At 60.9% G+C, this 26,197-nt stretch carries 22 protein-coding genes and 2 tRNA genes; 11 read left to right on the top strand and 13 right to left on the bottom strand.

Going from position 1 to position 26,197, the window contains the following annotated elements; all coding sequences use genetic code 11:
* Nucleotides 1-37: 37 nt before the first annotated feature.
* The 7 genes from pheT to WB650_RS19025 form a co-directional block, all read right to left on the bottom strand.
* Nucleotides 38-2,458 (bottom strand): phenylalanine--tRNA ligase subunit beta, encoded by a 2,421-nt coding sequence (gene pheT / locus WB650_RS19055; RefSeq protein WP_423961621.1) that lies wholly within the window; start codon nt 2,456-2,458, stop codon nt 38-40.
* A complete protein-coding gene (locus tag WB650_RS19050) occupies nt 2,455-3,501 on the bottom strand; it encodes a phenylalanine--tRNA ligase subunit alpha (protein ID WP_422303163.1) in 1,047 nt (348 codons plus the stop codon). The genes pheT and WB650_RS19050 overlap by 4 nt, the downstream gene beginning before the upstream one ends.
* 119 nt (nt 3,502-3,620) lie before the next feature.
* Complete coding sequence (gene rplT / locus WB650_RS19045; protein WP_423961619.1) at nt 3,621-3,986, bottom strand: 50S ribosomal protein L20; 366 nt, start codon at nt 3,984-3,986, stop codon at nt 3,621-3,623.
* A 56-nt stretch (nt 3,987-4,042) separates the two neighbouring features.
* Nucleotides 4,043-4,240, bottom strand: a complete 198-nt coding sequence (gene rpmI, locus WB650_RS19040) for a 50S ribosomal protein L35 (protein ID WP_422303162.1) — start codon at nt 4,238-4,240, stop codon at nt 4,043-4,045.
* 31 nt (nt 4,241-4,271) lie between these two features.
* The gene (gene infC / locus WB650_RS19035) at nt 4,272-4,721 is read right to left on the bottom strand and encodes a translation initiation factor IF-3 (protein ID WP_422303167.1); all 450 of its coding nucleotides are present in this window, start codon (nt 4,719-4,721) and stop codon (nt 4,272-4,274) included.
* Between the two features lie 121 nt (nt 4,722-4,842).
* Nucleotides 4,843-6,780: a threonine--tRNA ligase gene (gene thrS / locus WB650_RS19030; RefSeq protein ID WP_422303161.1), complete on the bottom strand. Its 1,938-nt coding sequence runs from the start codon at nt 6,778-6,780 to the stop codon at nt 4,843-4,845.
* A 70-nt stretch (nt 6,781-6,850) separates the two neighbouring features.
* A tRNA-Val gene (locus tag WB650_RS19025) sits at nt 6,851-6,925 on the bottom strand.
* 219 nt (nt 6,926-7,144) lie between these two features.
* Between WB650_RS19025 and WB650_RS19020 the strand changes: the two genes are divergently transcribed.
* Nucleotides 7,145-8,218: an AI-2E family transporter gene (locus WB650_RS19020; RefSeq protein ID WP_422303160.1), complete on the top strand. Its 1,074-nt coding sequence runs from the start codon at nt 7,145-7,147 to the stop codon at nt 8,216-8,218.
* Between the two features lie 230 nt (nt 8,219-8,448).
* Nucleotides 8,449-9,675, top strand: a complete 1,227-nt coding sequence (locus tag WB650_RS19015) for an MFS transporter (RefSeq protein WP_423961617.1) — start codon at nt 8,449-8,451, stop codon at nt 9,673-9,675.
* 187 nt (nt 9,676-9,862) lie between these two features.
* On the opposite strand, the gene WB650_RS19010 is transcribed toward WB650_RS19015, so the two are convergent.
* A complete protein-coding gene (locus WB650_RS19010; protein WP_422303347.1) occupies nt 9,863-11,206 on the bottom strand; it encodes a 2-isopropylmalate synthase in 1,344 nt (447 codons plus the stop codon).
* Between the two features lie 340 nt (nt 11,207-11,546).
* Here WB650_RS19010 and WB650_RS19005 point away from each other — a divergent pair, with 340 nt between their 5' ends.
* The 6 genes from WB650_RS19005 (at nt 11,547) to WB650_RS18980 (ending at nt 16,422) form a co-directional block, all read left to right on the top strand.
* Nucleotides 11,547-12,659: an LLM class flavin-dependent oxidoreductase gene (locus tag WB650_RS19005; RefSeq protein WP_422306474.1), complete on the top strand. Its 1,113-nt coding sequence runs from the start codon at nt 11,547-11,549 to the stop codon at nt 12,657-12,659.
* Nucleotides 12,659-13,414, top strand: coding sequence for an acetoacetate decarboxylase family protein (locus tag WB650_RS19000; RefSeq protein ID WP_422306476.1), 756 nt, complete (start codon nt 12,659-12,661; stop codon nt 13,412-13,414). The genes WB650_RS19005 and WB650_RS19000 overlap by 1 nt, the downstream gene beginning before the upstream one ends.
* Before the next feature lie 198 nt (nt 13,415-13,612).
* On the top strand, nt 13,613-14,503 hold the full coding sequence (locus tag WB650_RS18995) for an alpha/beta fold hydrolase (RefSeq protein ID WP_422306478.1): 891 nt from the start codon (nt 13,613-13,615) through the stop codon (nt 14,501-14,503).
* Between the two features lie 273 nt (nt 14,504-14,776).
* On the top strand, nt 14,777-15,139 hold the full coding sequence (locus WB650_RS18990; RefSeq protein WP_422306480.1) for an RNA recognition motif domain-containing protein: 363 nt from the start codon (nt 14,777-14,779) through the stop codon (nt 15,137-15,139).
* A 200-nt stretch (nt 15,140-15,339) separates the two neighbouring features.
* Nucleotides 15,340-16,209 (top strand): hypothetical protein, encoded by an 870-nt coding sequence (locus tag WB650_RS18985; RefSeq protein WP_422306482.1) that lies wholly within the window; start codon nt 15,340-15,342, stop codon nt 16,207-16,209.
* Between the two features lie 137 nt (nt 16,210-16,346).
* Nucleotides 16,347-16,422 (top strand) — tRNA-Asn (locus WB650_RS18980).
* A gap of 406 nt (nt 16,423-16,828) precedes the next feature.
* Here the strand turns inward: WB650_RS18980 and WB650_RS18975 are convergent.
* Complete coding sequence (locus WB650_RS18975; RefSeq protein WP_422306485.1) at nt 16,829-19,084, bottom strand: hypothetical protein; 2,256 nt, start codon at nt 19,082-19,084, stop codon at nt 16,829-16,831.
* Between the two features lie 200 nt (nt 19,085-19,284).
* On the opposite strand from WB650_RS18975, the gene WB650_RS18970 reads away from it, so the two are divergent.
* The 3 genes from WB650_RS18970 (at nt 19,285) to WB650_RS18960 (ending at nt 21,990) form a co-directional block, all read left to right on the top strand.
* Nucleotides 19,285-19,884, top strand: a complete 600-nt coding sequence (locus WB650_RS18970) for a hypothetical protein (protein WP_422306487.1) — start codon at nt 19,285-19,287, stop codon at nt 19,882-19,884.
* Nucleotides 19,885-19,961: 77 nt separating this feature from the next.
* Nucleotides 19,962-20,234, top strand: a complete 273-nt coding sequence (locus WB650_RS18965) for a hypothetical protein (protein ID WP_422306489.1) — start codon at nt 19,962-19,964, stop codon at nt 20,232-20,234.
* A 274-nt stretch (nt 20,235-20,508) separates the two neighbouring features.
* Complete coding sequence (locus WB650_RS18960) at nt 20,509-21,990, top strand: sigma-54-dependent transcriptional regulator (RefSeq protein ID WP_423961612.1); 1,482 nt, start codon at nt 20,509-20,511, stop codon at nt 21,988-21,990.
* A 140-nt stretch (nt 21,991-22,130) separates the two neighbouring features.
* On the opposite strand, the gene WB650_RS18955 is transcribed toward WB650_RS18960, so the two are convergent.
* The 4 genes from WB650_RS18955 to WB650_RS18940 all read right to left on the bottom strand — a co-directional run bounded on the left by WB650_RS18955 (nt 22,131) and on the right by WB650_RS18940 (nt 26,196).
* On the bottom strand, nt 22,131-22,631 hold the full coding sequence (locus WB650_RS18955; RefSeq protein WP_422306493.1) for a hypothetical protein: 501 nt from the start codon (nt 22,629-22,631) through the stop codon (nt 22,131-22,133).
* Between the two features lie 294 nt (nt 22,632-22,925).
* The gene (locus WB650_RS18950; RefSeq protein ID WP_422306495.1) at nt 22,926-23,864 is read right to left on the bottom strand and encodes a type II secretion system F family protein; all 939 of its coding nucleotides are present in this window, start codon (nt 23,862-23,864) and stop codon (nt 22,926-22,928) included.
* A 1-nt stretch (nt 23,865) separates the two neighbouring features.
* Complete coding sequence (locus WB650_RS18945; RefSeq protein ID WP_422306497.1) at nt 23,866-24,801, bottom strand: type II secretion system F family protein; 936 nt, start codon at nt 24,799-24,801, stop codon at nt 23,866-23,868.
* A gap of 18 nt (nt 24,802-24,819) precedes the next feature.
* Nucleotides 24,820-26,196, bottom strand: coding sequence for a CpaF family protein (locus WB650_RS18940; RefSeq protein WP_422306499.1), 1,377 nt, complete (start codon nt 26,194-26,196; stop codon nt 24,820-24,822).
* Nucleotide 26,197 lies beyond the last annotated feature (1 nt).

Below are 26,197 nucleotides of genomic sequence, written 5' to 3'. Positions count from 1 at the left end.
GCGTAACGATCCCCACCCGCTCGCGTTAGGCACGCTGTTACTGCCGCAACTCCGCCCCTAAACGCATCCGCGCCTGCTCGACCAGCACTGCGTGAATGCGATTCACCTCCTCATCGGTCAGCGTGCGATCCTTTGCACGATAACGACAAGCCAACGCCACGCTCTTCTTTCCGGCCGCCACCGCCGTCCCCTCGTAGACGTCGAACACCTCGACGCTCTCCAGCAGTGACGCGCCGCATTCCCGAACAGTTTTGATTACCATATCCGCCGGGAAATTCCGATCCAGCACCAACGCCAAATCGCGCCTGATCGCGGGAAATTTTGGCGGCGGCTGGAAGGTTTTGCGCGGCGAGAAACCATAGGCAATGAAACTACTCAAGTCAAGTTCGTAGACTGCGCACGGTTCGTTCAGATCAAGCCGCATCGCCTCAGCCGGATGCAATTCGCCGATCAAACCGATTGGCGAATTATCCAACGTAATGATAGCGCTGCGTCCGGGATGCAGGAACGGGGCATCTGCCCCTTCGATAGCCTTAAAGGCGACGCGCGGCGAAATGCCAATGGCGTCGAAGTACGTCTCGAGGATTCCCTTCATCGTAAAGAATCCCGCGGCGACGCTATGCCCGCCAACTGCCGACAGTGCGTACGGTCCGTGGCTGACGGCGGCGATATGAAGCTGCTCGGTCGCGAGGTCGCCGTTCATGCGGAAGGTCTTGCCGATTTCGAATGCGTGAAAGGCGCGCGCCTCGCGGTTCAAATTGAACCTGAGCGAGGTGACGAGTCCCGGCATCAGACTGACGCGCAGCTCGCTGAGCTCCGCCGACAACGGGTTCGTCACTTTGACGGGACGCGTCGCGGTTAGGATTCCTGAAAAACGCGCGTTGTCTGCCGGCGCGATGAACGCGATGGTCGCGGCTTCGGTCAGGCCGCATCCGAGCATCACCTCGCGTGTGCCCTTGATGAACTCGCGTTCGCGATTGACCGGAGCCAGCGCACTGACGCGAGCAGGCAGCAGCGCTGGAATGTCTTCGAGGCCGCCCAGGCGCGCTACTTCCTCGATCAGGTCGGCCTGCTCGACCAGGTCGGAGCGGAACGACGGCGGCACTACTGCGAGCACGCCTTTGCCGCGAGTGCTCACTTGCGCGCCGAGTGATTTGAGACGGCTCCGGGCGACGCCGGGCGGAATCGAGGCGCCGAGCAGCGATTCCATCGCGGCGAGGTCGAGGGCTATTTCGCGCGGCTCGGCCTTGCGCGGCTCGAAGTCGGCGATTGGCGAGGCCTCGCGCCCGCGCGCGATTTTGCGGATCAATTCGGCGGCTCGAATCAGCGCGCCTACTTGTCCTTCGCGATCGATGCCGCGCTCGAAGCGGTAACTCGCCTCGCTGCGCAAACCAAGACGCCGCGCCGTGCGCGCGATAGTCATCGGCTCGAAGTACGCGCTCTCGAGCAGAATAGTGGTAGTCGAGTCGCTGACCTCGGAGTTGAGACCGCCCATCACGCCCGCGATCGCGAGCGGCTTGTTGCTGTCGGCGATCAGCAGGTCGTTCGCGTCGAGATCGCGCTTGACGTTGTCGAGCGTGACGAACTCGCGCGTCTCGCCGGCGCGGCGCACGACAATCTTGCCATCCGCGATTTTGGCGTAATCGAACGCGTGCAAAGGCTGGCCGAGCTCGAGCATGACGTAGTTAGTCGCATCGACGACGTTGTTTAGCGCCCGCATCCCGCACAACTCGAGCCGGCGCTTCAGCCATGCGGGCGACGGACCAATCTTGATTCCGGTCATCGCAAGCGCGGCGTATCGCGGACAAAGATCGGGCGCGTCGATCGCAACCGAAATCGAAAACTGCGCGCTGTCGGAAGATCCGGCCGAATGCGCTGCGCGGAGCCGTGGCGCCCGTAACCTTCCGCCGAACAATGCGGCGACCTCGCGCGCGAGGCCGAGAATCGAGAGGCAATCTCCCCGATTCGGTGTGATTTCGACGTCGAGCACGACGTCGTCGAGGTGCAAATACGCGGCCACTTCGCCGCCGAGCGGCGCGTCGGTGCCGAGCGCGAGAATTCCCGCGTGATCCTGCGAGAGGCCGAGCTCGCGCTCCGAGCACAGCATGCCCTCCGACTGCACGCCGCGAATTACGGCTGCCTCCAGCGGCGGCTCCTTGCCAAGCTGCGCGCCAACGAGGGCGAGCGGCGCAATCATGCCGGCCTTCACGTTGGGCGCACCGCACACGACCTTGAACAGACCTTTGCTGCCGGCATCCACGTCGACCAGATTGAGCCGGTCAGCGTTGGGATGCTTCTCGACGGTGACGACACGCGCCGCGTACACGCCCGCGAATCCGGGCGTGAGCTTCTCGACATTCTCGACCACCAGCCCTGCGAAACTCAAGCGCCGCGAAATTTCCTCGACCGGCGCATCGACGCTGACGAAGTCGCGCATCCAACTGAGCGGCAGCTTCATCGCACACCTCCGCTCAGCGCTGGGAACTGGCTCAGGAAGCGCAGGTCGTTCTCGAAGAACAGGCGCATGTCGTCGACCCCGAGCTTGAGCAGGCCGGTGCGCTCGACGCCCATTCCGAACGCGAAGCCCTGGAATTCGTCGGGATCGTACTCGACCGCGCGCATCACATTCGGGTGGATCATTCCGCAGCCGAGTACTTCGGTCCATCCGGAATACTTGCAGACCGGGCAACCCGCGCCGTCGCATAGCAGGCAGTGCATGTCGAGCTCGGCGCTCGGCTCGGTGAATGGAAAATAGCTGGATCGAAATCGCACCGCGGTCGTGCCGAAAAACGTGCGCGCGAATTCCGTGAGGACGCCCTTGAGATGCGCCATCGTGATGCGCCCGCGCCTATCGACCATGAAACCCTCGATCTGGGTGAACATCGGAGAGGCGCGCACCGACAGATCGTCGCGCCGGTAGCATCGCCCCGGGCACACGACCGCCAGCGGAGGCCGGCGTTTCTCCATCACGCGGATCTGCCCGTTTGACGTATGCGTCCGCAGCAGCATCCCGCCGTCGACGTAGAAGGTGTCTTGCATGTCGCGCGCCGGATGATGCGGCGGGAAGTTGAGCGCGGCGAAGTTGTGGAAGTCGTCCTCGATATCCTGGGTCATCGCGACTTCGAAGCCCATCGACTCGAAGATGGCGAGCATCTGTTCGAGGATGTCGGTGATTGGATGGATATGCCCGCGCGCGATGCGCATCCCGGGCAGCGTGACGTCGATGGTTTTCTCATTGAGCGACTTGGTCAGCGTCTCGGCCTTGAGCTTCTCGCTGAGAGTCTCGATGCGCGCTTCGACTTCGCGCTTGATCTGATTGATGAGCTGGCCGATTGCGGGACGCTCGGCGTTAGGGACCTCGCGCATACCGCGCATGATTTCCGTCAGCTCGCCCGAGCGTCCGAGCACGCGCACGCGCACCGCGTCGATTTGCGCTTCATTGGCGTCGTCGCCGAGCTCGGCCATCGCGCGGCGCCTGATTTCTTCGAGTTGTTCTTTCATAGCGATCTTCCTCGCACATCAAACCTGGTCGCAACATTGCGTAGATACTAAAAACAAAAAACCACGTGGGCGATCACCCACATGGTCTCCTGGTGCGCGGCGCTTTCGAACGCGCGGCTCTATGCTGCTTTTGAGCCGAGCGCGCTGATAGCGGTGCGCACCAGCTCGGTAAACAATACGTCGCGCTCCTGCGCGAGCTTCGCGAGCATCTTGCGATCGACCTCGACCCCGGCCTTCTTGAGCCCGTTCATCAGGGCGCTGTACGAGATTCCGCTTTCGCGCGCGAGTGCGTTGATGCGCGCGATCCACAGCGTGCGATAGTCGCGCTTCTTGGCCTTGCGATCGCGATAGGCGTAGGTGAGGCCCTTTTCGAGGGTCGAGCGGGCCTGCCGATAAAGTTTGCGCCCGCCGACAAAGCCGGAGGCAAGTTTGAGTTGACGCTTATGACGGCGGCGCGTCTTGGGTCCGCCTTTTGCGCGAGGCATCTCAGTTCAGTCCTTTTCTTTTTTCAGTATTCTGGTTTTTCGGTTTTCTGTGACTATCAGCCGTACGGCATCATTATCTTGATTTTCTCGGCGTCGGCCTTTGTCAGAATACCGGTCCTGCGCAGGCGCGACTTCTGGCTCGGGTTCTTGGCCGTGAACATGTGACGGGCGTACGCGTGTTTGAATTTGACCCTGCCGCTCTTGCTAATCTTGAAGCGCTTGGCCGCGGTTCGGCTGGTCCTGATTTTCGGCATGATAGTCGCTTTGCTTCTTTCCTAAAATTTTTTATCGCGGCGTCAGCAGCACGGACATGTTGCGTCCTTCCATCCGGGGCGTGCCTTCCGCCTGCGCGATATCGGTTACCGTCGCAATAATTCTCTCGATCAAAGCCCGTCCGAGTTCGGGATGTGTTATCGCGCGGCCCCGGAACGAAACGGTGAGCTTAACACGGTGACCCTCTCCAACAAAGCGCTTGATGTGCGCAGTTTTGAAGTCGACGTCGTGCTGCCCGGTCGCCGATCCCATCTTCACTTCCTTGATCATGCTGATGGTGTGCTTCTTGGAGTCGTGCGACTTTTTCTTCTGCGCGTAGCGATATTTGTCGAAGTCGGTGACGCGGCAAACGGGCGGATTAGCCGTCGCCGAGACTTCGACCAGGTCCAGGCCACGGCTTTCCGCAACTTTGATCGCCTCGCGCAGCGGCAGGATTCCGACCTGGCTGCCGTCGGCGTCGATTACACGGACTTCCTGCGCGCGAATCAGGTTATTGACGCGAATCGCGGGCTCCCTTGACGGTGGGGTTCTGAAATCTCGACGAATAAGACACCTCCTCCGGCTTGATGGCCGGATGAATTTCCTAAGCCGGTATCGGCTCCTGTTTTAATCTTTCCAGCAACGCCGCCAGCGGCATCGCATTGCTCTTTTCTCCGCGCAGCAAGCGTAGCGAGACCGATCGATCGGCCGCCTCGCGTTCGCCGACGACTACCATATACGGCACCTTGGCCAACTCGGCTTCGCGGACTTTGAAGCCCAGCTTCTCGTTGCGGATGTCGGCGTGGGCGCGGAATCCCTCGCGCTTGAGCAGGTCGGCGATTTCTTTGGCGTAATCCTCGACCTTCTCGCTCAGCGACAGCACTCGCACCTGTTCGGGCGCCAGCCACAGCGGCAGCACGCCGCCGGTATGCTCGATCAGCACGCCGATGAAGCGCTCGAGCGAGCCGAGGATCGCGCGATGGATCACGACCGGCCGCTCTTCGGCGCCGGCGCTGTTGGTGTAGGTCAGGTCGAAGCGCTCGGGCGCGTTGTAATCGAGCTGGATCGTCGCGACCTGCCATTTGCGCTTGAGCGCATCGGATACGTAAATCTCGATTTTGGGGCCGTAGAACGCGCCTTCCTTCGGATTAATCTCGAACGCGATTTCGTTGCGCTTCATCGCGTTGGCGAGCTTGCCCTCAGCCATTCGCCATTGCTCTTCGGTGCCGAGATGCTGATCGGGCATCGTCGCGAGCTTGAACTCGACGCCCTCGAAACCGAGCGTGCCGTACACCTCGCGCACCATCCGCAGATTCGACGCGATTTCGTCCTCGATCTGATCTTCGCGGCAGAAGATGTGCGCGTCGTCCTGCGACATCGCGCGCACCCGCATCAAGCCGTGCAGCGTGCCCGATCTTTCTGCGCGATGCAGCCGGCTGAACTCGGCAAAGCGCACCGGCAGGTCGCGATATGAGCGCTTCTCCGACCGGTACACGACGTCATGGCCGGGGCAATTCATCGGCTTGAGGCTGTACCCGTGATGCCATCCGTCGGGTCCGGTATCGATAGTATGCGTGTCGCTGTCGGGATCCGGTGAGACAAACATGTTCTCACGGAAATTCTCCCAATGTCCCGACGTATTGAACAACTCGTTCTTGAAAATCAGCGGGGTGACGACTTCGTCGTAGCCGTAGCGCCGGTACAGCCGCCGCATGTAGTCGACCAGCGCATTAAAAATGATGACGCCCTTGGGCAGGTAAAACGGCGATCCCGGCGAAATCGGATCGAAGATGTAGAGGCCCATCTCTCGCCCGAGCTTGCGATGGTCGCGCTGGCGGGCAAGCTCGACCAGCTTCAGATGTTCGTCGAGGGCTTCCTTGGTGGCGAACGCGGTGCCGTAGATTCGCGAGAGCATCGCGTTGTGCTCGTCGCCGCGCCAGTACGCGCCCGCAACGCTGGTCAGCTTGAACGCCTTCAAGTAGCGCGTCGAGGGCACGTGCGGTCCGCGGCAGAGGTCCATCCAGTCGCCCTGGCTGTAAATCGAAATCGGATCCTCGGCCTCGTTGATTATCTCGACCTTGTACTTCTCGCCCATCGCCGAGAATTTCGCGACGGCCTCTGCGCGCGGCACTTCGGTCCGCGTGATCTTGTGATCGGCCTTCGACAGCTCGCGCATCTTGGCTTCGATCTTCGGCAAGTCCTCGAGCGTGAACGGCGTCGCGGGCGCAAAGTCGTAGAAAAAGCCGTCTTCGATAACCGGCCCGATCGTCACCTGGGTGCCGGGATAGAGTGACTGCACGGCCATCGCCATCAGATGAGCAGTCGAGTGACGGATGACGTCGAGGCCCTCAGGCGTCTCCGCCAGCACCGGCTCGACGGCGGCGTCGTGATCAAGCTTGCGGGTGAGATCGACGACCTTGCCGTCGACGCGCGCTGCCACCAGGTCTTTGCTCGGGACGTCTTTCAGCAGGTCGCGAACGATAGTGCCAGCCGGCACGACGCGCGATTCGCGGCCGAGGGTTACGGTTACGTCGGAACTCATCAAGCGAAAAATTTAATCATTGCGGGAAACGGCGAAGCGAGATTCGCGCACGTGGTTGTGGGCACGGACCTGGTAGGCACGGGCGGGATTGAACCGCCGACCTCTTCCGTGTCAAGGAAGCGCTCTCCCACTGAGCTACGTGCCTTCACGGGCGAGGGGTATTGGTTAAACACATCAAGCAAACGCTGAAGGTAACCGATTATGCGCTGGCGGGCAACCGAAGTTTTCGCGCGTTAGGCCTGCTCCTAACCTCTCCTTGTCCGAGGAGAGGTTAGGATCCCGGCAGGCGACCGTTCCCCCGGCAATCTGCTAGGATCTCGCGCCAAGTATCCGCGCGCACGGAGGATCGCCTACGCCTCAGAAAATGGATCGCGAGCGCATAGTGCAGCTCTTTTTCTTCGGCTTCCTGGCCGTGATGGCCTACGAACTGTACGAGCTGATGCTGCCGTTCCTGACGCCGTTGGCGTGGGGGATTCTGCTCGCCTTCATGGCGCATCCGGCGCTGATCGAAGTCGAGAAATACGTCAAGCGGCGGTCGCTCTCGACCGCGATCATCAGCATCGTCGTCGGGCTTGGCGTCATTCTGCCTGCCATCTGGGCCTCGGGACGTCTCGTAGTTGAGGCGCAAGCGCTGTACACGCAGGCCACGGTGATGGTGAACACGGGCGGCGTGTCGAAGCTGCATGACTGGGCGGTCAACACACAGCTCGGCGCGTGGATTTCGAAAAAAATGGCGGAGCGCGGCTACAAGCTCGACGAGGAACTGCCCAAGCTGACTCTGCAAGCGGCGCAGATAACCAGCAATTACGTTGCAGCGAATGCGACCCACGCCGCGAAAAATATCCTCGGGTTCGTGGTCGACTTCGGTATCGCACTGCTCGCGTTCTTCTACCTGCTGCGCGACGGCGACTACTATTACAAGAGCCTTCGCGACCTAACCCCACTGCACGAGGACGACAAGAAGGCGATTTTCGACACGCTGCGCACGACGCTCTCGTCGGTGATGCGCGGCCTGATGCTGACCGCCGTACTGCAGGGCGTGTCGATCGGCATCGGGATGCTGATTTTCGGCGTGCCGTACTGGCTGTTCCTCGCGTTAGCGTCGGCGGCGGCGGGACTGATGCCGATCGGCGGCACCGCACTTGTGTGGATTCCGGCCATGATCTACCTCGGCTTCGCAGTGAGCTGGTCGGCGGCGGTGGGCCTGCTCATCTGGTGTTCGGTAGCGCTCGCGGTCATCGACAATTTCATCAAGCCCCTCGCGATGAAGCACGGCACCGGACTGCCGACGATCGCGCTGTTCCTGGGAATTCTCGGCGGCCTCGAAGCCTACGGCCCGCTGGGCCTGTTCCTCGGCCCCGCAATCATGTCGGTCTTCGCGGCCCTGCTGCGCGTCTATCGGAAGGAATACTCAGGCAGCCGCAAAGAAGCCGCGTAACCTTCGATCGCATCAGTCGCGCCTTCATTTTTTTGGTGTCATCGACGAAGCGAGGCGGACAATTTTGTCATCCTGACAGAGTGAGCAACGCGAGCGGAGGACATGGCTTCTGGCCTCCGGACAGCTTCGCGTAAGCGCCGCCGGTTCCGGTTTCTGTAATCGCGCGCTGCGCGCGCACCTCCTCTGCATCCGATGACAAATCGCGACGGTTCGAATAATCATTGCTCGCCATGGACGCTCCCGCACCTACCCTCGAGCCTGTGCGCGCGATCACTTCCGCCGAAGCCGCGCACACTCTGCTCGCGAGCTTTCTCGGATGGGCGCTCGATGCCTTTGATTTCTTCATCCTGATCTTCGTGATGCCCGCGGTCGCGCGCGAATTCCATCGCCCCATCTCGCACATCGCGTTCACCATCACCGCGACGCTCGCGCTGCGTCCCGTCGGCGCGCTCATCTTCGGCTGGATCGCCGACCGCTACGGCCGCCGCATCCCGCTGATGATCGACGTCATCTTCTATTCCGTCGTCGAAGTGCTGAGCGGCCTCGCGCCGAGCTACGGATGGTTCCTGGGGATGCGCGCGCTGTACGGAATCGGGATGGGCGGCGAATGGGGCGTGGGCGCGTCGCTCGCGATGGAAGCGGTGGCGCCGCGATGGCGCGGATTCTTTTCAGGACTGCTGCAGGAGGGTTATGCGGTCGGCTACCTGCTCGCGGCGGCGGCGTTCTTTTTCGTCTTCCCGCACTTCGGATGGCGCGCGATGTTCTTTCTCGGCGGCGCGCCCGCGTTGCTGACGATCTACATACGCACCAAGGTGCCGGAGTCGGAGGCATGGCAGCGCACGCGTCCGGACAGAGCGAAGATTGGCAACGCCGTCCGCGCCAACTGGAAATTGTTCATCTACCTGTGCGCGCTGATGACGATGATGAATTTCGTCTCGCACGGCACCCAGGACATGTACCCGACCTTCCTCGAGAAAACCCGCGGCTTCGACACCCGCACCGTCGCGACCATCGCGGTTATTTATAATGTAGGCGCGCTGCTCGGCGGCCTGACCTTCGGCTATTTTTCCGATCGATGGGGACGCCGCCGCACGATGGCGACGGCGGTTATCTGCGCCGGCCTGGTCATCCCGCTTTGGATCTATCCCTCGACGGTCACGGTGCTGACGCTCGGCGCGTTCCTGATGCAGTTCATGGTGCAGGGCGCATGGGGCGTAATCCCTGCCCATCTGACTGAGCTGTCACCGCCGGAAGTCCGCGGCCTTTTTTCAGGACTCGCGTATCAGATCGGCGTCTTGATGGCTTCCGGAGCCGCCGTGAGCCAGGCATTGCTGGCAGAGAAATTCGGCTACGCGGCGACGCTCGCAGGCGTCGCCGCAATCGTGATGGTCCTGGCGGCCGTGGTCATCCTGCTAGGCCGCGAGCGCATGGGCCGCGACTTGCACTCCAGTGAGTGAAGCAAAGTGGTGCGCATGCAGCGCGCGAACAAGAAGATCGGAACCGGCTCGCGTACGCAAGCTGTCCGGAGGCCAGAAGCCATGTCCTGCCGCGCGCGTTGCTCGCTTTGTCAGAATGACACGTGAGCTAGCCCGCTTCTTTGTGTCATCCTGAGCGCAGCGAAGGATCTCGCGCGCAAGCGCGTCTCTATCCCGCCAGCCGAGCGCTCTCGAACAATCGCGGCAGATGCCGTCGGACCTGCGTCTCCATCTCTTGATCGGAAATCGACGTGGTGCGGCCGTCGTCGTATTGCGCGTCGACCCACTTCGCGATCTCCATCACCTCCGCTGAGCGCTTTTCGACCTGCGCGATGCGCGCGAGACCGAAGTACGAATTGATCCACCATGCGATTCCCGCCACGCCCGAAGTCTTGTCGACCGCGACGCGCGGCGGCCGCCCTAGAATCTTCGCGGTGTCGAAGACGTTGTAAATTTCTTCGTCCTTCAGCAGCCCGTCGGCATGGATTCCTGCGCGCGTGACGTTGAAGTCGCGCCCGACAAAAGGATAGTTAGCGGGAATCTTGTACCCGGCTTCGCGCTCGAAGTACTCCGCGATTTCGGTGATCACCGACAAGTCCATTCCGTTGGCGTCGCCCTTCAGCGACACATAGTCCATCACCAGCCCCTCGAGCGGAGGATTACCGGTGCGCTCGCCGTAGCCGAGGATCGTCCCGTTGGCGTACATGCATCCGTAGAGCCACGCGGCAGTCGCGTTGGCGAGCACCTTGTGGAAGTCGTTGTGCCCGTGCCATTCCAGTTGTTCCGGCTTCACACCGCATTCACGACGCAAGCCTAAAATCAGCTTCGGCACGCTGCGCGGCAGCGCGACACCGGGATACGGAACGCCGAATCCGAGTGTGTCGCAGACGCGAATCTTGACCGGAAGCCCTGCCCCATCGCCGAGTTCCATCAGCTTCGACACGAACGGCACGACGAAGCCGTAAAAGTCCGCGCGGGTCGCGTCCTCGAGATGGCATCGGATTTTGAGGCCCGCATCGAGCGCCGCGTTCACGATCTCGAGGTAATCGTTCATCGCCGCACGCCGGGTTTTCTTGAGCTTGTTGAAAATGTGGTAATCGGACGCCGAAGTAAGAATCCCGGTCTCGCGCAGGCCCATCTCCTTGACGATCTTGAAGTCCGCTTTCACCGCGCGAATCCATCCGGTCACTTCGGGGAACTGGTAGCCGCGCGCGAGGCATCGATTCACCGCCTCGCGATCGGTCTTCGAGTACAGGAAAAACTCGGTCTGCCGGATGACGCCGTTGGGACCGCCGAGGCGATGCAGCATGTCGTACATCGCGACGATTTGGCCGGCGGTGTACGGCGGACGCGCCTGCTGTCCGTCGCGGAAGGTGGTGTCGGTGATGAAGAAATCGGGTGCGGGGTCAGGTTTTTCGAACTCGCCGTCGAAGATTATTCGCGGCACCGCGTCGTAGGGGAATTGCTCGCGGAGAAGGTTCGGCTCGGCCACATCGATTAGTTCATGTTTCATGCGGGTTTCCTCGACTCCGATTTAAGGCTCAGAATCAACATATGTCAAGCGATATACAGGAGCATTTATGATGCATGCGCTCCGATGACGCCAAATAACCTAACCCCTAACCCCTTCCCTCGAAGGAAGCGGAACAATCGCGAGGAGGGAGCGGCACCGGGAGCGAAATGGCGTCCTCGACATTTCGCGATTTCCTCACTGGGTGCAGGGGTCACCCCTGCCGAAGGAAGTGTGAAACCCATCGCGGGTTTCACATTCAATTAAGTGATTTGCCCTTCCCTGTTACGGGACTTTCGATTTCGGCGCGATTGCGCTAAACGAACGGTATGGAGGTAATGCTATGAAATTCGGCCTCTTCTATGAAATCTCGGTACCGCGACCATGGGGGCGCGAAACCGAAAAAACTGTTTACGACAACTGCCTCGAGCAGGTCGCCCTCGCCGATTCGCTCGGCTTCGATTCCGTGTGGGCCGTCGAGCATCACTTCCTCGAAGAATATTCGCATTGCCCCGCGCCCGAATTGTTCCTGACCGCATGCGCGATGAAGACCAAAAAAATGCGCGTCGGTCACGGCATTGTGGTATGCGTGCCCGAGTTCAATCATCCGATTAAAATCGCCGAGCGCACCGCTGTGCTCGACATCCTGAGCGGCGGGCGCCTCGACGTTGGCACGGGCCGTTCCGCGACCTGGACCGAGCTGGCGGGATTTCGCGCGAGTCCCGACGAGACCAAGAAAACCTGGGACGAGTTCGTCCATTGCCTGCCGAAAATGTGGACGCAGGAGCGCTTCTCGTACCAGGGTCGGTCGTGGTCGATGCCGCAGCGCACGATCGTGCCGAAGCCGTATCAGAAACCGCATCCGCCGCTGTGGGTCGCGGTCACCAGTCCCGGCACCGAGATCGACGCGGCTGAGCGCGGGATGGGGAGCTTGGGCCTCACCTTCGGCGGATTCGCCGAGCAGGACGAGAAGGTCAAGCGCTATCGCAAAATTATCCAGAACTGCACGCCGGTCGGCGAGGTTGTCAACGAAGCCGTCTCAACCGTGAACTTTTTGTATTGCCATGAGGACGACGCCGAGGGCGTCAAGGTCGGCAAGCGTCTCACCGGCACCTTCAACTATCTCGCGGCGCAGTTGCTTGCCGCGCGCGAGGCGTATCCGAGCAAATCGTATCCGTCGCTTGGACTGCTGCCGTCGTTGCGCCAGGATGCGGCGGGGCCGGGCGATGCGTCCGGTGCCCCTGAGGGTATCGCGATTGGAAACCCCGCGCGCATCACTCGCGAGATGAAGAAGTGGGAAGCGGTCGGCGTTGATCGCGTAAACTTCCTGCTGAACGCGCTCGAGACCGTGCCGCAGCAAAAAGTGCTCGACTCGATCCGCCTGTTCGCGAAAGAAGTGATGCCTCATTTCCAGGGCGCGAGCGATACCGCTTCCGCTGCTGCAGGAGGCCGCTGATGCCGCCGCGTTTCGGAAAGCTCGATCTCGCCACTTGGGGCAAGGCGGCGCCGACGATCAACGGCTACAAGACTGAGTCGTGGATCTTGAAGGGTGCGAAGATTCTCACGATCAACATGGAGATCGACGACGACCCGGCCGACAACCTGCTGCCGGCAACGATGCATCCGTCGATTCCCGAGTACGCGATTTTCTGCGTGACGTCGTATCCGGAAAGTCCGGTCGGCGCGTTCTCGATTGCCGAGGTTCGCGTCTCTGGCCGCACCGGCGTTCGTCCGCGCGGCTTTGTACTCCGCAGCTATTGCGACAATGACGATGCGCGGCGCGAGATGGCCGCGCGATGGGGTTATCCGACGGTTGCGGGCGACGTGAAGCTCGACCTCCGCCATGACCGAGTGGTTGCGCGCGTTAGCGCCGGCGGCAAGCCAGTGCTCGAATGCGAGCTACTCGATCGCGATATGATTTCCGGCGGCGACATCCAGTACATCGCGAGCATGCATCTGGCCCGCAACAAGGAAGACGGCAAGCTGGTGCTGGTGCAGGTCGATCCCGAGTTCACGTTCTCGAAAGCTGAGCGCGGCAAGCCACGGATTGTTCTGATGGACAACGACGCATTCGGGGCAGGTAGAAATCTGCGCCTCGACAATCCGATTTCCGCGACCTTTACCACGGCAGACGTGACGCTCCCGAAGATCCGGTACATCTGCAATCCGGAGGTGCCGGCGATGCAGGGTACGACCAAGGTAGCCGCCTGAATGAGATCAGCTCTGCGCGCTTTCCTTTTGTCATCCTGACGACGGGAGCGTTAGCGACGGGAGGAATGGATCTCGGACAGCTTCGCGCAAGCGAAGCCGGTTCCGGTTCTGTGATGCTCATCAGCGCGTCCAAGCGCCGGACGCAAGAGCGTCCGTCGAGATTCTTCGCCGCAGCGGCTCAGAATGACGGAAGGAAAAATGCCTGACCCCTTCCGCTTCGAAAAAATCAAACTCAAGAGCGGGATCACTTTGCGCGTCGCGCGCGCGGGATCGGGACCGCCGATCGTCATGCTGCACGGCTTCCCGGAATGCTGGTATTCGTGGCGTCATCAGATTCGCGCGCTGTCGGACGGCTTCGAATGCGTCGCGCCCGAGATGCGCGGGTACGGCGAATCTGACGCGCCGGTCGGCGTCGGCAACTACACGCTCGACAAGCTGGTTGGCGACGTCGCCGATCTGATCGAGGCGCTCGGCCACCAGCGCGCGACCGTAGTCGGCCACGATTGGGGCGGCGCCGTCGCGTGGGCGACGGCAATGATGCGTCCAGAGGTCGTCGATCGGCTCATCGTGATGAACTGTCCGCATCTCGAGCGGATGAGCCGCGCGCTGCGGCGCAATCCGCGCCAGATGTTGCGCAGTTGGTACATGCTGTTCTTTCAGATTCGCCGTATCCCGGAGTGGGCGTTTCGCCGGAATAACTACGAAGCGCTGATCAACGCGCTGCGCAACGGCACGATTCAAAAGAATGTCTTCACCGACGCCGACCTCGACTACTTCCGTGCCGCGTTCCGCAATCCATATTCGATAACCGCCGCGATCAACTACTATCGCGCGAACTTCCGCACCGGCTTCATGGCGCGCCCCGGCACCAACTCCTGGATCGATCGCAGAATCTCGGCGCCGACGCTTTTGATTTGGGGCGAGCAGGATTTCGCGCTCGGCAAGGAACTGACCTACGGCATGGAACCATTGTTTACCCGCCCATTTGAGATCAAATACATTCCGGATTCGGGTCATTGGGTGCAGCAGGAAAAGCCGGCGCTGGTGAATCAGTACGTCCGCGATTTCCTCGATTCGCATCCGGTATGATTGAGATTGTGCTTGCCGCCCGGAACCCTCACCTACCTGCCGCGTTGCGTCAGGCCTCCTCTCCCGTGAAGGAACGGGCGAGGTAAAATTCACGGTCCGTCCACTGAATTCCCGCACCTTCCCGGTTCAGACTTTACTCAGATTTGCCTCGCGCCTATCTTTATTTCTAGGATCTAACATGCCTTGGACAGCCGCCTTTCTCTCGGATCCCGGACATTACCGGATGGTCGTCTGTATAGGAGCTTCCCGGCAAAAAGTTAAGGAGGGGCTTTTATGCCCACTAAGTTGTATGTAGGCAACCTCGCCTACGCGGTTACGCAGGACGACCTGGCGGAGCTTTTTGCGCAGGCTGGGAAAGTCGAAAGCGCGGTGGTGGTCTCCGACAAATTCTCGGGACAGTCGCGCGGCTTCGGTTTCGTCGAGATGGCGGAGGCGGCCGATGCGGCCACTGCAATCCAGACTCTCAACGACACTGACCTGAAGGGACGGCGAATCAAGATTGACGAGGCTCGCGCCAGCACCGGCGGGCCGCGTGGCGGCGGCGGTGGTGGCGGAGGAGGAGATCGGCGGCGTGGCGGCGGTGGTGGTGGCGGCAGAGAAGGCGGTGGCGGCGGTGGAAATCGCAACCGCTGGTAGAAGCTGCATCACGAACAGCGATTGATAAAAAAGTAGTTGGTTGGCGGCGCGGTCAGAGCTGAAGCTTGGGCCGCGCCGCTCTGCTTTGAACTCTCACTGAGCCGGCATCGACCTCTTCTCACGTGCGCTCTTCTGCTATCGTTATGCGCCGAAACTGAGCCGGGCCAACCCCAAATCAAGCTCTGGATGAATCTGATCGAATGAGAAAAGCCACACTCTCGATTGCGGCGGCCGCCGTCGCGCTCGCGTCCATCCTCGCTATCGCACCGAATCCGTTACGCGCCGACGACAATGGAAACGGCAGCGTCCCGACCGGCACGCTGCGCAATGTCGCCGGCATCGTGACTCATTCGGGCGGGCGATCGGTGCAGGTCGGCACCGCATTCTTCGTCGCCGTGCCGAGCCTGGCGTTCCCCGGGCGATCGTTCGTTTACCTGGTGACCGCGCATCACAATCTGCTCGACGGCTACGGCAAGCCGCGCGACGGGCTCCTGCTGACGCTCGAAGACTCGAAGACCGGAGCGATGCGCGAAGAGCCGTTGCCGCCCGAGAACCGCTGGGTGCTCGATCCGAATGAGGAGAAGGCCGACGTCGCCGCGATTCCGCTGACTCCGCAGGGCGCGAGTATCGCGCCAATCGCGCTCGCCTCGCTGCTCGGCAGCGACGACCCATTCGCGCGGCCCGAAACCGGAGCGCAGGTGTATTACCTGACGGCGGCGACCGTCGGCGTCAATCAGCATCGCTTCGAGGCGCTGGCGCGTTTCGGTCACGTCTCGGTTCCCGCGCCCGCCGACACTGAGGTCATCGGCGCAGGCTTGCAGCAGCTCAGCTATCTTGACGGCGGCGGCGCGCCCGGATTTTCCAGCGGTGCCCCGGTCTTCGTCAGCGCCGGGCTTCGCTTCGCGTTATGGGGAATTCTCGAGGCCAATACTTCGCTCAACACTGATCCGGTTTTCTCGGGACTCGCCGGCGTGCTCCCTGCGAAGTACGTTGCCGAGACGGTCAAGAAGATGGGCGAGGTGCAGGACAAAACGCTGCAAGGCTCCAAGGCCCCCGCGAAACTGGAGTAGTCGAGTTGCGGCCCGCAGATTCGATTTGATTCGTACCGGAGGTCTCCAGCTATAATGTCGCTCCACTTGATTTCGCATCGATGCGCGTATATCGAGAGTAGTTCCGGCTCGGTGCAGGACCGAATTCAGTAAAGTACTCCCCGGTAGCTCAGTCGGTAGAGCGGACGGCTGTTAACCGTCATGTCGCTGGTTCGAATCCGGCCCGGGGAGCCATTCTCCGCAAGGTCTGGCACGGCTGGTGCCGGCAAGGCTACGGCTCTAGCGCTTACTTCATCCCGCCGACCCCGCCAACCCCCCCGGCTATCCCGCCGACGCCGACGCCGCCGATCGATTGGCCAGCAGGAAATATTCGGACGTTCGGAGCTCCCGGATACCCCGCAGGCTCTTCGTTCTGGGCAATCTGCTGACAAGCATTCTGATCGCCACTATCGCACTTTTGCTGAAGAGCCACTCTTTGAGCGTGTGCAGCGCAGCCGCTCGCGAGCAGCAGCCCAGATGCAAGAATCAACGTCGCAAGTTTGAGCATAGCTTCCACCCTATTCCCGAATAATCGAACACTATCTCGATAACAATTGTGAGCCCGCCTTTGTTTCCATTCAAACGGCCGGGTGCGTCCAATTCATCCGGGTCGAGGGTTGTCGCCAGGACTGTGGCGGCGGAACAGGCGCAGGTCGCCGTTGCGAAAGATCTCGTCGTAGCCCTCAGGCGACAGATTCATTCCGGCGGGTGCCGGCGTTTGGAACAGGATGTACGGCGGTTTATCGGCGAGCCTGCTCTCCATCTCTTTGACGCCGCCGATTCGCCCACCCCAGTAAAATGGATCGTTCGGGTCGTAGGAGTATTCAATCGGGTCGTCGTAAATGCCGGTGAAGACCGCGAGCCGAACGAAATCTTTGGGTCCGTCCGCCACGTGAAGAATATGCGTGTTCGCGGTGATCCTTCCGGCCGACTTTTCACGCTCCAGAACCTCAAATAGCGCCCAATCCGCAGGACTCGAGGCCCATCTGCCATCCGCATACCAGGGCGACCCCGCAAAACTCGAATAGTAGCCGTTCGCAGCAGTGTCGAGATTGACCGCCCATCGCTCGACAATCGAATGCTCGCGATCGTCGGTCCATATTGATTTACCAGTTGTCGGAATACTCCATGGATAGAAAACCAGCAGGAGAACCCCGAAGACCGCCAGGCGCTGGTAGCGAAAATTATAAATGGCAGCGAAGGGCACGGCGGCGATTACAGCGAGAAAGTACGGGCACCAATATACCGCGAGCTTGTGGCTGAAGTTCCAAAGCATGACCTCCTGCACCGGATTGACGTGCCCGGCGAGCAGAACCTGGATGATTCTGATCGGCACGCAGAGAAGCAGCGCGAAAGCCGGCAGAGCGGCATTGAGGCCTGCTTCGGTGCCGATCCAGATGCCCCGGAGCATGATGATCAGGCCTTCCAGCGCCACGACCGTCAGCAGCGGAAGGTTGTCGAAGAGCGATCTGTACGGCGCCAGGATGGAATGAAGCGACGTGTCCGATAGTAGCAGCGTCGAGGACCGGAGCGGGTCGTTCCAGACGTCGGGATCGATTGGCTTGAGCATGACGACCGCGAGAATCAGGGCAAGAATCAGCGCCGAAGTGAGAATCAGTCCGGCAACTCGAATGACCCGGACATTTTGAAAAGCCTTGGCGTCGCGACGCATGGCTCCAATCAAAATCAGCGCGACGCCTGCCAGTTGGCATAGCGGAAGGATCACCCATGGAATTGACCGGTTGAGTCCGACCGGGATTTCAGGCGCACCGAACAGAACCGCACCCACCAGGCACAGTCCCCCGGCGACGAAACTGGAGACGTCGCCCGTCGCGAGCCACAGTATAATTCCTGCGCCTGCCAGCACTATCGCGAAAGCGCCGATGGGTGCTTGCACCGCTACTGAAGTGCCGATTAGCAGCGCCCCGAGCGCCATCCGGACGCGGCTGTGCCTCGAATCAAGGAAGAATCCAAGGCCGACGCCCACCAGGACGAAGACCAGCGCCGTTCCGCGCATTCCCTGCGCATAACCGAATAGAGGAGTGAGAAACAGCAGGATGGCAGCGAAGCCACCGACGACGTCGCCGAAGAATGTTCGACCCAGCCGATAGACGCTGAAGACGAGCAGCGCACACATTGGAAGCATCGCGGCGGTCTCGGCCAGCACTGCCAATCTCGTGCGGCTGCCAAGCGCGAGCATCGCGTAGAACATCTCCAGCGCAGGCTCCTGCGAGAACGGCGCCCAGAACCCGTAAGGATCATTGTTGAACGGCTGATAGACGTGAAAACTCACGATGCGTTGAGCGGAGGCCGGCCACGATAGTGCGTCCAGGTACGGGACCATCGGGGAGCCGAGCTGCAACGGAAGTATCGAGGCGGCTAACAACGCTATAGCCAGCAACGCGAACCATTGGCCGGCAGTCGGCGGCGAGATCCTGATTGCGGGTGGATAGCGCAATAGCCACAACGTTCCGACCGCGGGCAGCGCCCAAGCTAAAGGTGCGCGAAACAGGCCGACCGGCCCCACCAAGTTGCCGAGCAGGAAGGCGCCAACCCACACTCCGGTTGCACCGCCGAGCGCGGAATCGCATAGCCCCAGCTCGGGATCGGCTTTCAGCAACAGTCCTGCGACTACCGCGGCGCTCCATCCCCAGAATCCCCAGACCCGAATCGCGGCCGGCACTGTTACCGGCAGCATCGGCCAGATTCCGCGCAGGGCGGCGGTCCAGCTCAGGGTGTAAGGGATTCTGTCGACGCGACGGATCGCCAGCGCGATCACGATGGCTCCGCCAAGCGCTGCCGCGGCAGATGACAACAGCCTGGCGTTCGCCCGGCCGTCGCGTGAGTTGGCGGCCATTGTCAGGGACAGTACCGGCTCCGCCTCATGCAGACAACGCAGGCGCCCGGTCTGGTTGAATCCTTGATTGGGTCAGATCCGCTTCAGCACTTCCTGTGGAGATCCAGTAACAAACTGGTTGTCACAAACCCAATCTGCGTGATAAGTCTTCGTCCGGTAGATTGCGTGCGGCATCTGAGCCCGGTCTGAAACGGGGGAGCATGAAATCGATTCTGTTGTTCTGCGCGGCGCTGTTGCTGGCGAGCTCGATGGTCGCATGCTCGGTCTATATGGAGGCTACGCGCCCGACCCCAACCGATTTGAACTACTTTCAGGTGGGTATGACCCGCAATCAGGTGCTGGCAAAGCTCGGTGCTCCCGACACCACGTTAGTCCAACCCGATCAAACCAGCTGCGACTTCTACAAACTTTACACGCGCGGATATGGAGCAGGTGGAAAGATTCCAATTGCGGTCGCCGAGGCCGCGGCCGACTTCTTCACCATCGGGCTCGCCGAAGTAGCCCTGACTCCAACTGAAGGCGTGACCAAGAATCAGAAGCATCCGGTCCAGTTCTGCTACAAGGGCCAGGATCTGGTGCGGATTGTTTCTGATGTCCCGCCGAATGCTTCACCAGACCAGAATTCTCCGATCACTGCAGCCTCGAGCGACGGTGCCGCGGCGAATTCAACCGCCAGCAGCGCCGCAACTGCGACTGCAAGCCCTGCTCCGGACGCTGGACCAACCGCGACTGGTAGCCCATCGCCGACTTCTTCGGCGACGCCGCAGTCGAGTCCGTCGAATAGCCCGACACAAGGATAACCGTCAGCCGTGCTTGGGTCGTATCGACAGGATCTAACAACTGCTAGCTTATCCCCGGAACCATGATTGGCAGCAGGATGAATCGACTCTTGGCAGTCGCGATACTAGTTACGGCCAGCGGCGTGTACGGATGCGCATCGACCTATGTTCAGCCGACTGACAACGATGCTGCGTCGGCCTGCGAGATAACCGCCGCCGCTGCCGGTGCGGCCGAGTGCAATTCCGAAGACCTTGCCCGTCAGGCGCGCGACGCAGCCGACTACAAGGACGAACCCGCCTTGGGATACCTGAATTCGCCGCCGGGGCTGTTGCCGATACCGCTTACCGCGCGAAATCCTTCTCCGAATTAGAAACGAGCAAAGCTTGCTCCCTGTCGCACTCCAATCGAGGGACGTGGCGATACCGCATCTGCGAGGTCGATGGCGGATGTAGTTTCCGCTTTGCCGAATTGCACTTCGAGTAGGATAATTTTGGCGCGTTTCATCTTCGCAACGTCAGATTTTCCGAAAAACTCCAATAAATCCAAGGCCTTTTCCCCATATTGACAGCCCTACTGGCGAGGGCAAGAATGCTACACTAAGCCGCGTTTGCCCCTCCAGGGAAACGTGGTCTTTGGGGTTGAGTGTGCGAAAGCGCAACGGACAGAGCAATGCGCGAGTCTTGATCGTCGATGATGAGTTTCACGTTGCACGCAGCGCCGCGATGGTCCTTTCACAGGCTGGTTACGAATGCGAAACGTGTCCCAATGTCGAATCCGCACTTAAGGTGCTTGAACATCAGGGAGCAGACGTAATCATCGCAGACATGAGGATGCCGGGGATGGATGGGATGGACTTACTTAAGAATGTGAAGAGCAAGGACCCTGATGTGGCTGTAGTTATAAGCGTGCCGCTGCCTGCCGCCGAGTCGGCGAAGGAAGCGCTGCGCGGGGGTGCCTTCGGTTGCGTAACCAAGCCGTTCGACAGCGACGAGCTGAGCGCGGTCGTCAACCGCGCGGTCGAGATGAGCGCGCTTCAACGCGAGAATCGCAAGCTGCGCGAGCAGCTCGACGTCGCCACCGTCGCAGCCGGCTTCATCGCCGAGGCCCCGAAGAGCCGCCAGTTGGTCTCGATGATTCGGCGGGTGGCGTCCTCACGCACGACGGCTCTGATTGAAGGCGAGACCGGCACCGGCAAAGAACTGGTCGCACGGATGCTTCACTACTGGAGCAATCGGGCAGACGGTCCATTCCTCGCTATTAACTGTAAGGCGCTGGCCGATGGCGTGGTCGAGAGCGAGCTGTTCGGCCATGAAAAGGGATCGTTCACCGGCGCAATCCGGGACCGCGCGGGATGCTTCGAGCGCGCGTCGGGCGGCACTCTGTTTCTTGACGAGATCGGCGAGGCAGGTCCTGACTTCCAGGCCAAGTTGCTGCGCGTGCTCGAGGACGGCGAGGTGCTCCGGGTGGGAGGATCGAAGCCACGCAAGGTGGACGTCAGGATAGTCACGGCGACTAATCGCAAGCTGCGCAACGAAGTCGCGGCGGGCCGCTTCCGCGCCGACTTGTACTTCAGGCTCAGCGTCATTCCATTGCGCATCGCGCCGCTGCGCGAGCGTCACGAAGATATCCTGCCGTTGGCGCGTCATTTTCTCGCGTTTCATTCCACCGAAGCCGGCCGGCCGCTGATGCTGTCGCCGGAAGCCGAGGAGGCTCTGCTCGCCCATCGATGGCCGGGCAACGTGCGCGAACTGGAGAACGTTATCGAGCGCGCGGTCGTGATGAGCGGGCAGGAAACGTTGATGCCGGAGGCGTTCGCTTTCGATGACGACGGCTCCGATGAAGAACTCGTGCAAGTGGCTGGCATCGCCCGTGCGGCCGGGATCGATTCGGCGGTTGGAGCAAATATGGCCGCGGGATCTGCGACCGATTCGAATCAGGTCGAGGTCGCCGAGAAGCCGGTCGAGCCTTCCGAAGAGGGAACCCTGCAAGAGAGCCTCGATCGTGCCGCAACGATGCGAATCAGGGCAGCACTTTCCGCAGCAGGCGGGAACCGGGTCGATGCGGCCACCGCACTCGGGGTTGATCGGACGACGCTGTACAGATTGATGAAACGACTCAGCTTGTAAGCCAGGATTCAAGACCTCCATGAGCGGCCGCGGAGCAATCCGCGGCCGCTTTTTGACACACGTGGCACAGGCTTCAGCCTGTGATTCTTCCCTGGATGCATGGACCAGAAATCACAGGCTAAAGCCTGTGCCACCAAAATCTAGTAGCGATCTTCGTCGTGGTAATCGCGGCTGTCGCGTCGGCTGTCCCTCTCGAGATAGGGGCGTACATCCGGGTTGGTCCTCAGAAATTCAGCGATCTCAGGTTCGTCTTTGTCCAAATTTGAGTCGATCACGCCGGGATTCTGGCGATAGCGGTCCGCGAAGTTAGGATTCGCCGCCAACTCGCGATCCCACTTCTCAGAGGGTCGCGTGTTCTGATTGTAGTCGCGGACTTTTTGAAGCACGTAGTCGCGCACATCGGGGTGGTCGGAGAAGAGCTCGCGAACGCCGGTCCACTGATCCATTTCGCGCGGATCGTGAATGATGTTGGGATTGCCGTGAAATCTGCGGGCAAAATCCCGGTTTTCATCCTGATCGAGGAATCGATGCCAGCGCTGGGCCGCTCCGTTGTCGAAGTCTGACGTCGCCTCGGTAGTCCCGATCGCCGGTCGCATATTCTGGATCGTGGTATTGAGCGAATGCCGGGGTGAGCGTTCCAACTGCCAGGACTGCGGCTGATAACAGTGTAACCAAACTTCCGTATTTCATACGAATCTCTCCAATTTTCGTCGGCATTTCAGCCGGGAATCATCGTGCGAATAACCGGCGCAAACGATATGCCAGCCGGCAAATCTAAGAGCCGTACTTTTAATCTTTCTGGGAAAACTTACATGGAAGAAGCGGCGCCGCCGCGGCGCGCGGAAACGAACAGGCCCCGGACTGACGCGGCGCCGCGCCAGTCCGAGGCCTCCCGGGAGAGGCTGCGTTGGATCGCTCTCTCGGCGGCGCTGAAATCAGCCCGGACTCGAGAGCGTACGGAGGACCGAGATCATTGCCGGTCCGATAATTACCGCGATCATCGATGGCAATACGAAGATGACCAGCGGGAACAGAATCTTAATCGATGCCTTCTGCGCGTCTTCCTCAGCATGCAGCCGGCGACGCTGGCGCAACGCGTCGGAACTGGCGCGCAACGCGGGTCCGATCTGCGCACCAAGCTGTTCACTCTGAATCAAGGTTGCGGCGAGCGGCTTGATATCTTCAACCGCGGTCCGATCGGCCAGCCCGCGCAACGCCTGGCCGAGGGTCGCGCCCGCGGAGATATCGGTTGCGACCAGGCTCAGCTCGAAGCCGATTTCCTGGCCATGACGTTCGCATTCTGTGCCGACGATTCGAATTGCTTCGAACAACCCCATCCCCGCTTCGACGCATACCACCAGCAGATCGAGCACGTCCGATAGCTGCTTTGCGATGGCGCTCTGGCGCGCGCGTGCGCGCCGTCCCAGGTAGTAACTGGGGACGAAAATCCCGATGCCGACCCCGCCCACCGCGAGTAGCAGCGGTGTTGCCGCCGAGGGATGAAAGATGGCTCCTACCAGCAATCCCAGTGCGCCGCCCCCGACAGCCATCAGCACCCGGGCGACCTGATAGGTCTGCGCCGCGCTGGACTTTATAAATCCCGCCTGCACCAGAGTGTGCTGTAGCTTCTCTCCAGTGGGAGTATCCAGGTTAGGCGGCGGGACGCGCTTGGCGGCCCATCTGAAAACCATGCGGAGAAGGTTGTCGTCCTGCGAGTCACCGGCGAGTGCGCCCTGCGAGGCTCGCATCTTGACCGCCAGATCCGCGAAGCGTTCATCGACCGCCCGGCTCTGCGGCGAGATGGCTAGATACAAAGCCACACACGCGCCAGCCGCCAGCAAAAAGACCGCGACACCAATCATGAATGGGCTCATATCAGTAGTTCACCCTTAGCAGTCGCCTGATGGTGATCAGGGCGAGAAGGTCCGAGCCGACCGCAAATTTCAAAATCTTCTGACCGGTCGGGTCATGGAACAATTGATCGGTATAGCCCGGCTGAACCAGGCTGAACAGAATCAGCACCACGATCGGCAGGCAACCGACCACCATTCCGCCCAGGCGTGATTGTGCGGTCAGGGCCCGAATCTGCATCCGCAAGCGCTGCCTGATTCGTACGATTTCGGAGAGTCGCCCGACAATTTGCGCCAGGCTCGATCCAACTTCCGTTTGCACGCGCACCGCGACCACCAGCAACCGGAGGTCGTCCTCCGGAACTCGCTTGAGCATGTCTTCGAGCGCGCGTGGCAGCGGCAGTCCAATCCGGTTTTGTTCGAGCACGGTGCGGAATTCGCTGCCCAGCGGATCGGCAAACTCGCTGACCAGGACTTGCAGCGCGCGCTGCAGCGAATGGCCTGCCTCGAGCGAGGATTTGATCAGGTCAAGCGCGAACGGCAACTGATTCGCAAAGGCCTTCAAGCGCCGCTTCTTCATGAACTGGATGTAGAGCAATGGCATGATGCCGATCACTGCGCCGGTGACCAGCGCGAACCAGATATCGTGGAAGAAGATATTGCCACCGAACAAACCCGCGCCGAACGCCAACACGATGATCAGCAGGATGTCGCCGACCCTCATGTACATGCCGGCCTGCCACATTGCTTCTTCGAGCTTGCGCAGCAGGTTCATCTTGTACAGCGCGCCCAGCAGCGCTCCTTCCTGCGGCCGCTGCTTGCGCATGACGCTGATCTCGATCTCGTCCGCGGGGCGGGTGAGGCGCCGGGCCACCTCGCGCGACTGCTCGACTTCACTGCCGCGACTGCTGGTGAAGACCAGCACGCCGATGAAGACGAGGGCGAATATGCCGCTTGCCATCAAAAAATCCATAGTCTTTTATCCGATAGTGTTGCGGAAGATTTTGCCGTCGAGTTTGTATCCCGCAGCCTCGAGCCGCTGCGAGTAAGTTGAACGGATTCCGGTAGCGAGAAACTGACCGAGCACTTCGCCGCCCGGTCCGATTCCGGTGCGCTTGAACTCGAACAGGTCCTGCATCATCACCATCTCGCCTTCCATCCCGCTGATCTCCGAGATTCGCAGAATTTTGCGCGAGCCGTCCGACAGACGCGATACGTGAACGATGATGTTGAGTGCGGACGCGATCTGCTGACGCATCGCGCGCTGCGGAATCTGCACGCCCGACAGCAGCATCATCATCTCGAGGCGTCCCATACTGTCGCGGGGAGTGTTGGCGTGGATAGTCGCGATCGAGCCGTCATGACCGGTCGACATCGCCTGCAACATGTCGAACACTTCGCCGCCGCGGACCTCGCCGACGATGATGCGGTCTGGGCGCATACGCAGCGTGTTCTTCACCAGGTCGCGCTGGCTGACTTCGCCCTTGCCTTCGACGTTCGCGGGCCGCGTTTCGAGCCTGACTACGTGCGGCTGTTGCAGCATCAATTCCGCCGAGTCTTCGATCGTCACGATACGCTCGTCGGCCGGGATAAACAGCGACATGCAGTTGAGCATAGTCGTTTTGCCCGAGCCGGTGCCGCCGCACACCAGGATGTTGAGGCGCGCGCGAACGATGGTGCGAAGGAACTCGACGATTTCGGGTACGACGGTCCTCTTCTCGACCAGGTCGTCGATGTTGAAGCGCTTGCGGCCGAATCGACGAATCGAGAGCGACGGTCCGTCCAGCGCCAGCGGCGGAATGATCGCGTTGATACGCGAGCCGTCGGGCAACCGCGCGTCAACCATCGGCGATGCTTCGTCGACCCGGCGTCCGACCTGCGAGACGATCCGATCGATGATCAGCATCAAGTGCTGATCGTCCTGGAACTTGACCTCGGTGGCGTGAAGCTTGCCGCGCTTTTCGACGTAAACCTGGTTGTGTCCATTAACCAGGATATCGGTGATTTCGTCGTCCCATAAAAGCGGTTCGAGCGGCCCAAGTCCGAGCAGCTCGTTTTTGATCTCTTCGATGAGATGAGTCTTGTCGGTGTCGGTGAGCAGCCGTCCCTCGTCGTCGAGGATCGCGGAGATCGCCTCGGTGACTTTCTGCGCCGCCAGCACCGGCTCGAGGCTTTCGAGCCGGGTGACGTCCAGCATCTCGAACAGGCGGTTATGGACCGCGAGCTTGAGCTGCTGAAAGCCTTCGGCCTGCGAGTCTTTGACGGTGCGCTTGGCAGGGCCGTTGCTCATCAGCGAGCGCTGAAACGGCGCCGGCGTTGCGGCGTTCTGCTGCGAAATTCTCTCAACGAGCTTCATG

The organism is Binatus sp. (SeqCode), assembly GCF_049584895.1.
GTDB lineage: Bacteria > Desulfobacterota > Binatia > Binatales > Binataceae > Binatus.
The sequence above is the reverse complement of the archived record's forward strand: the minus strand, read 5'-3'. Positions and strand labels throughout refer to the sequence as shown.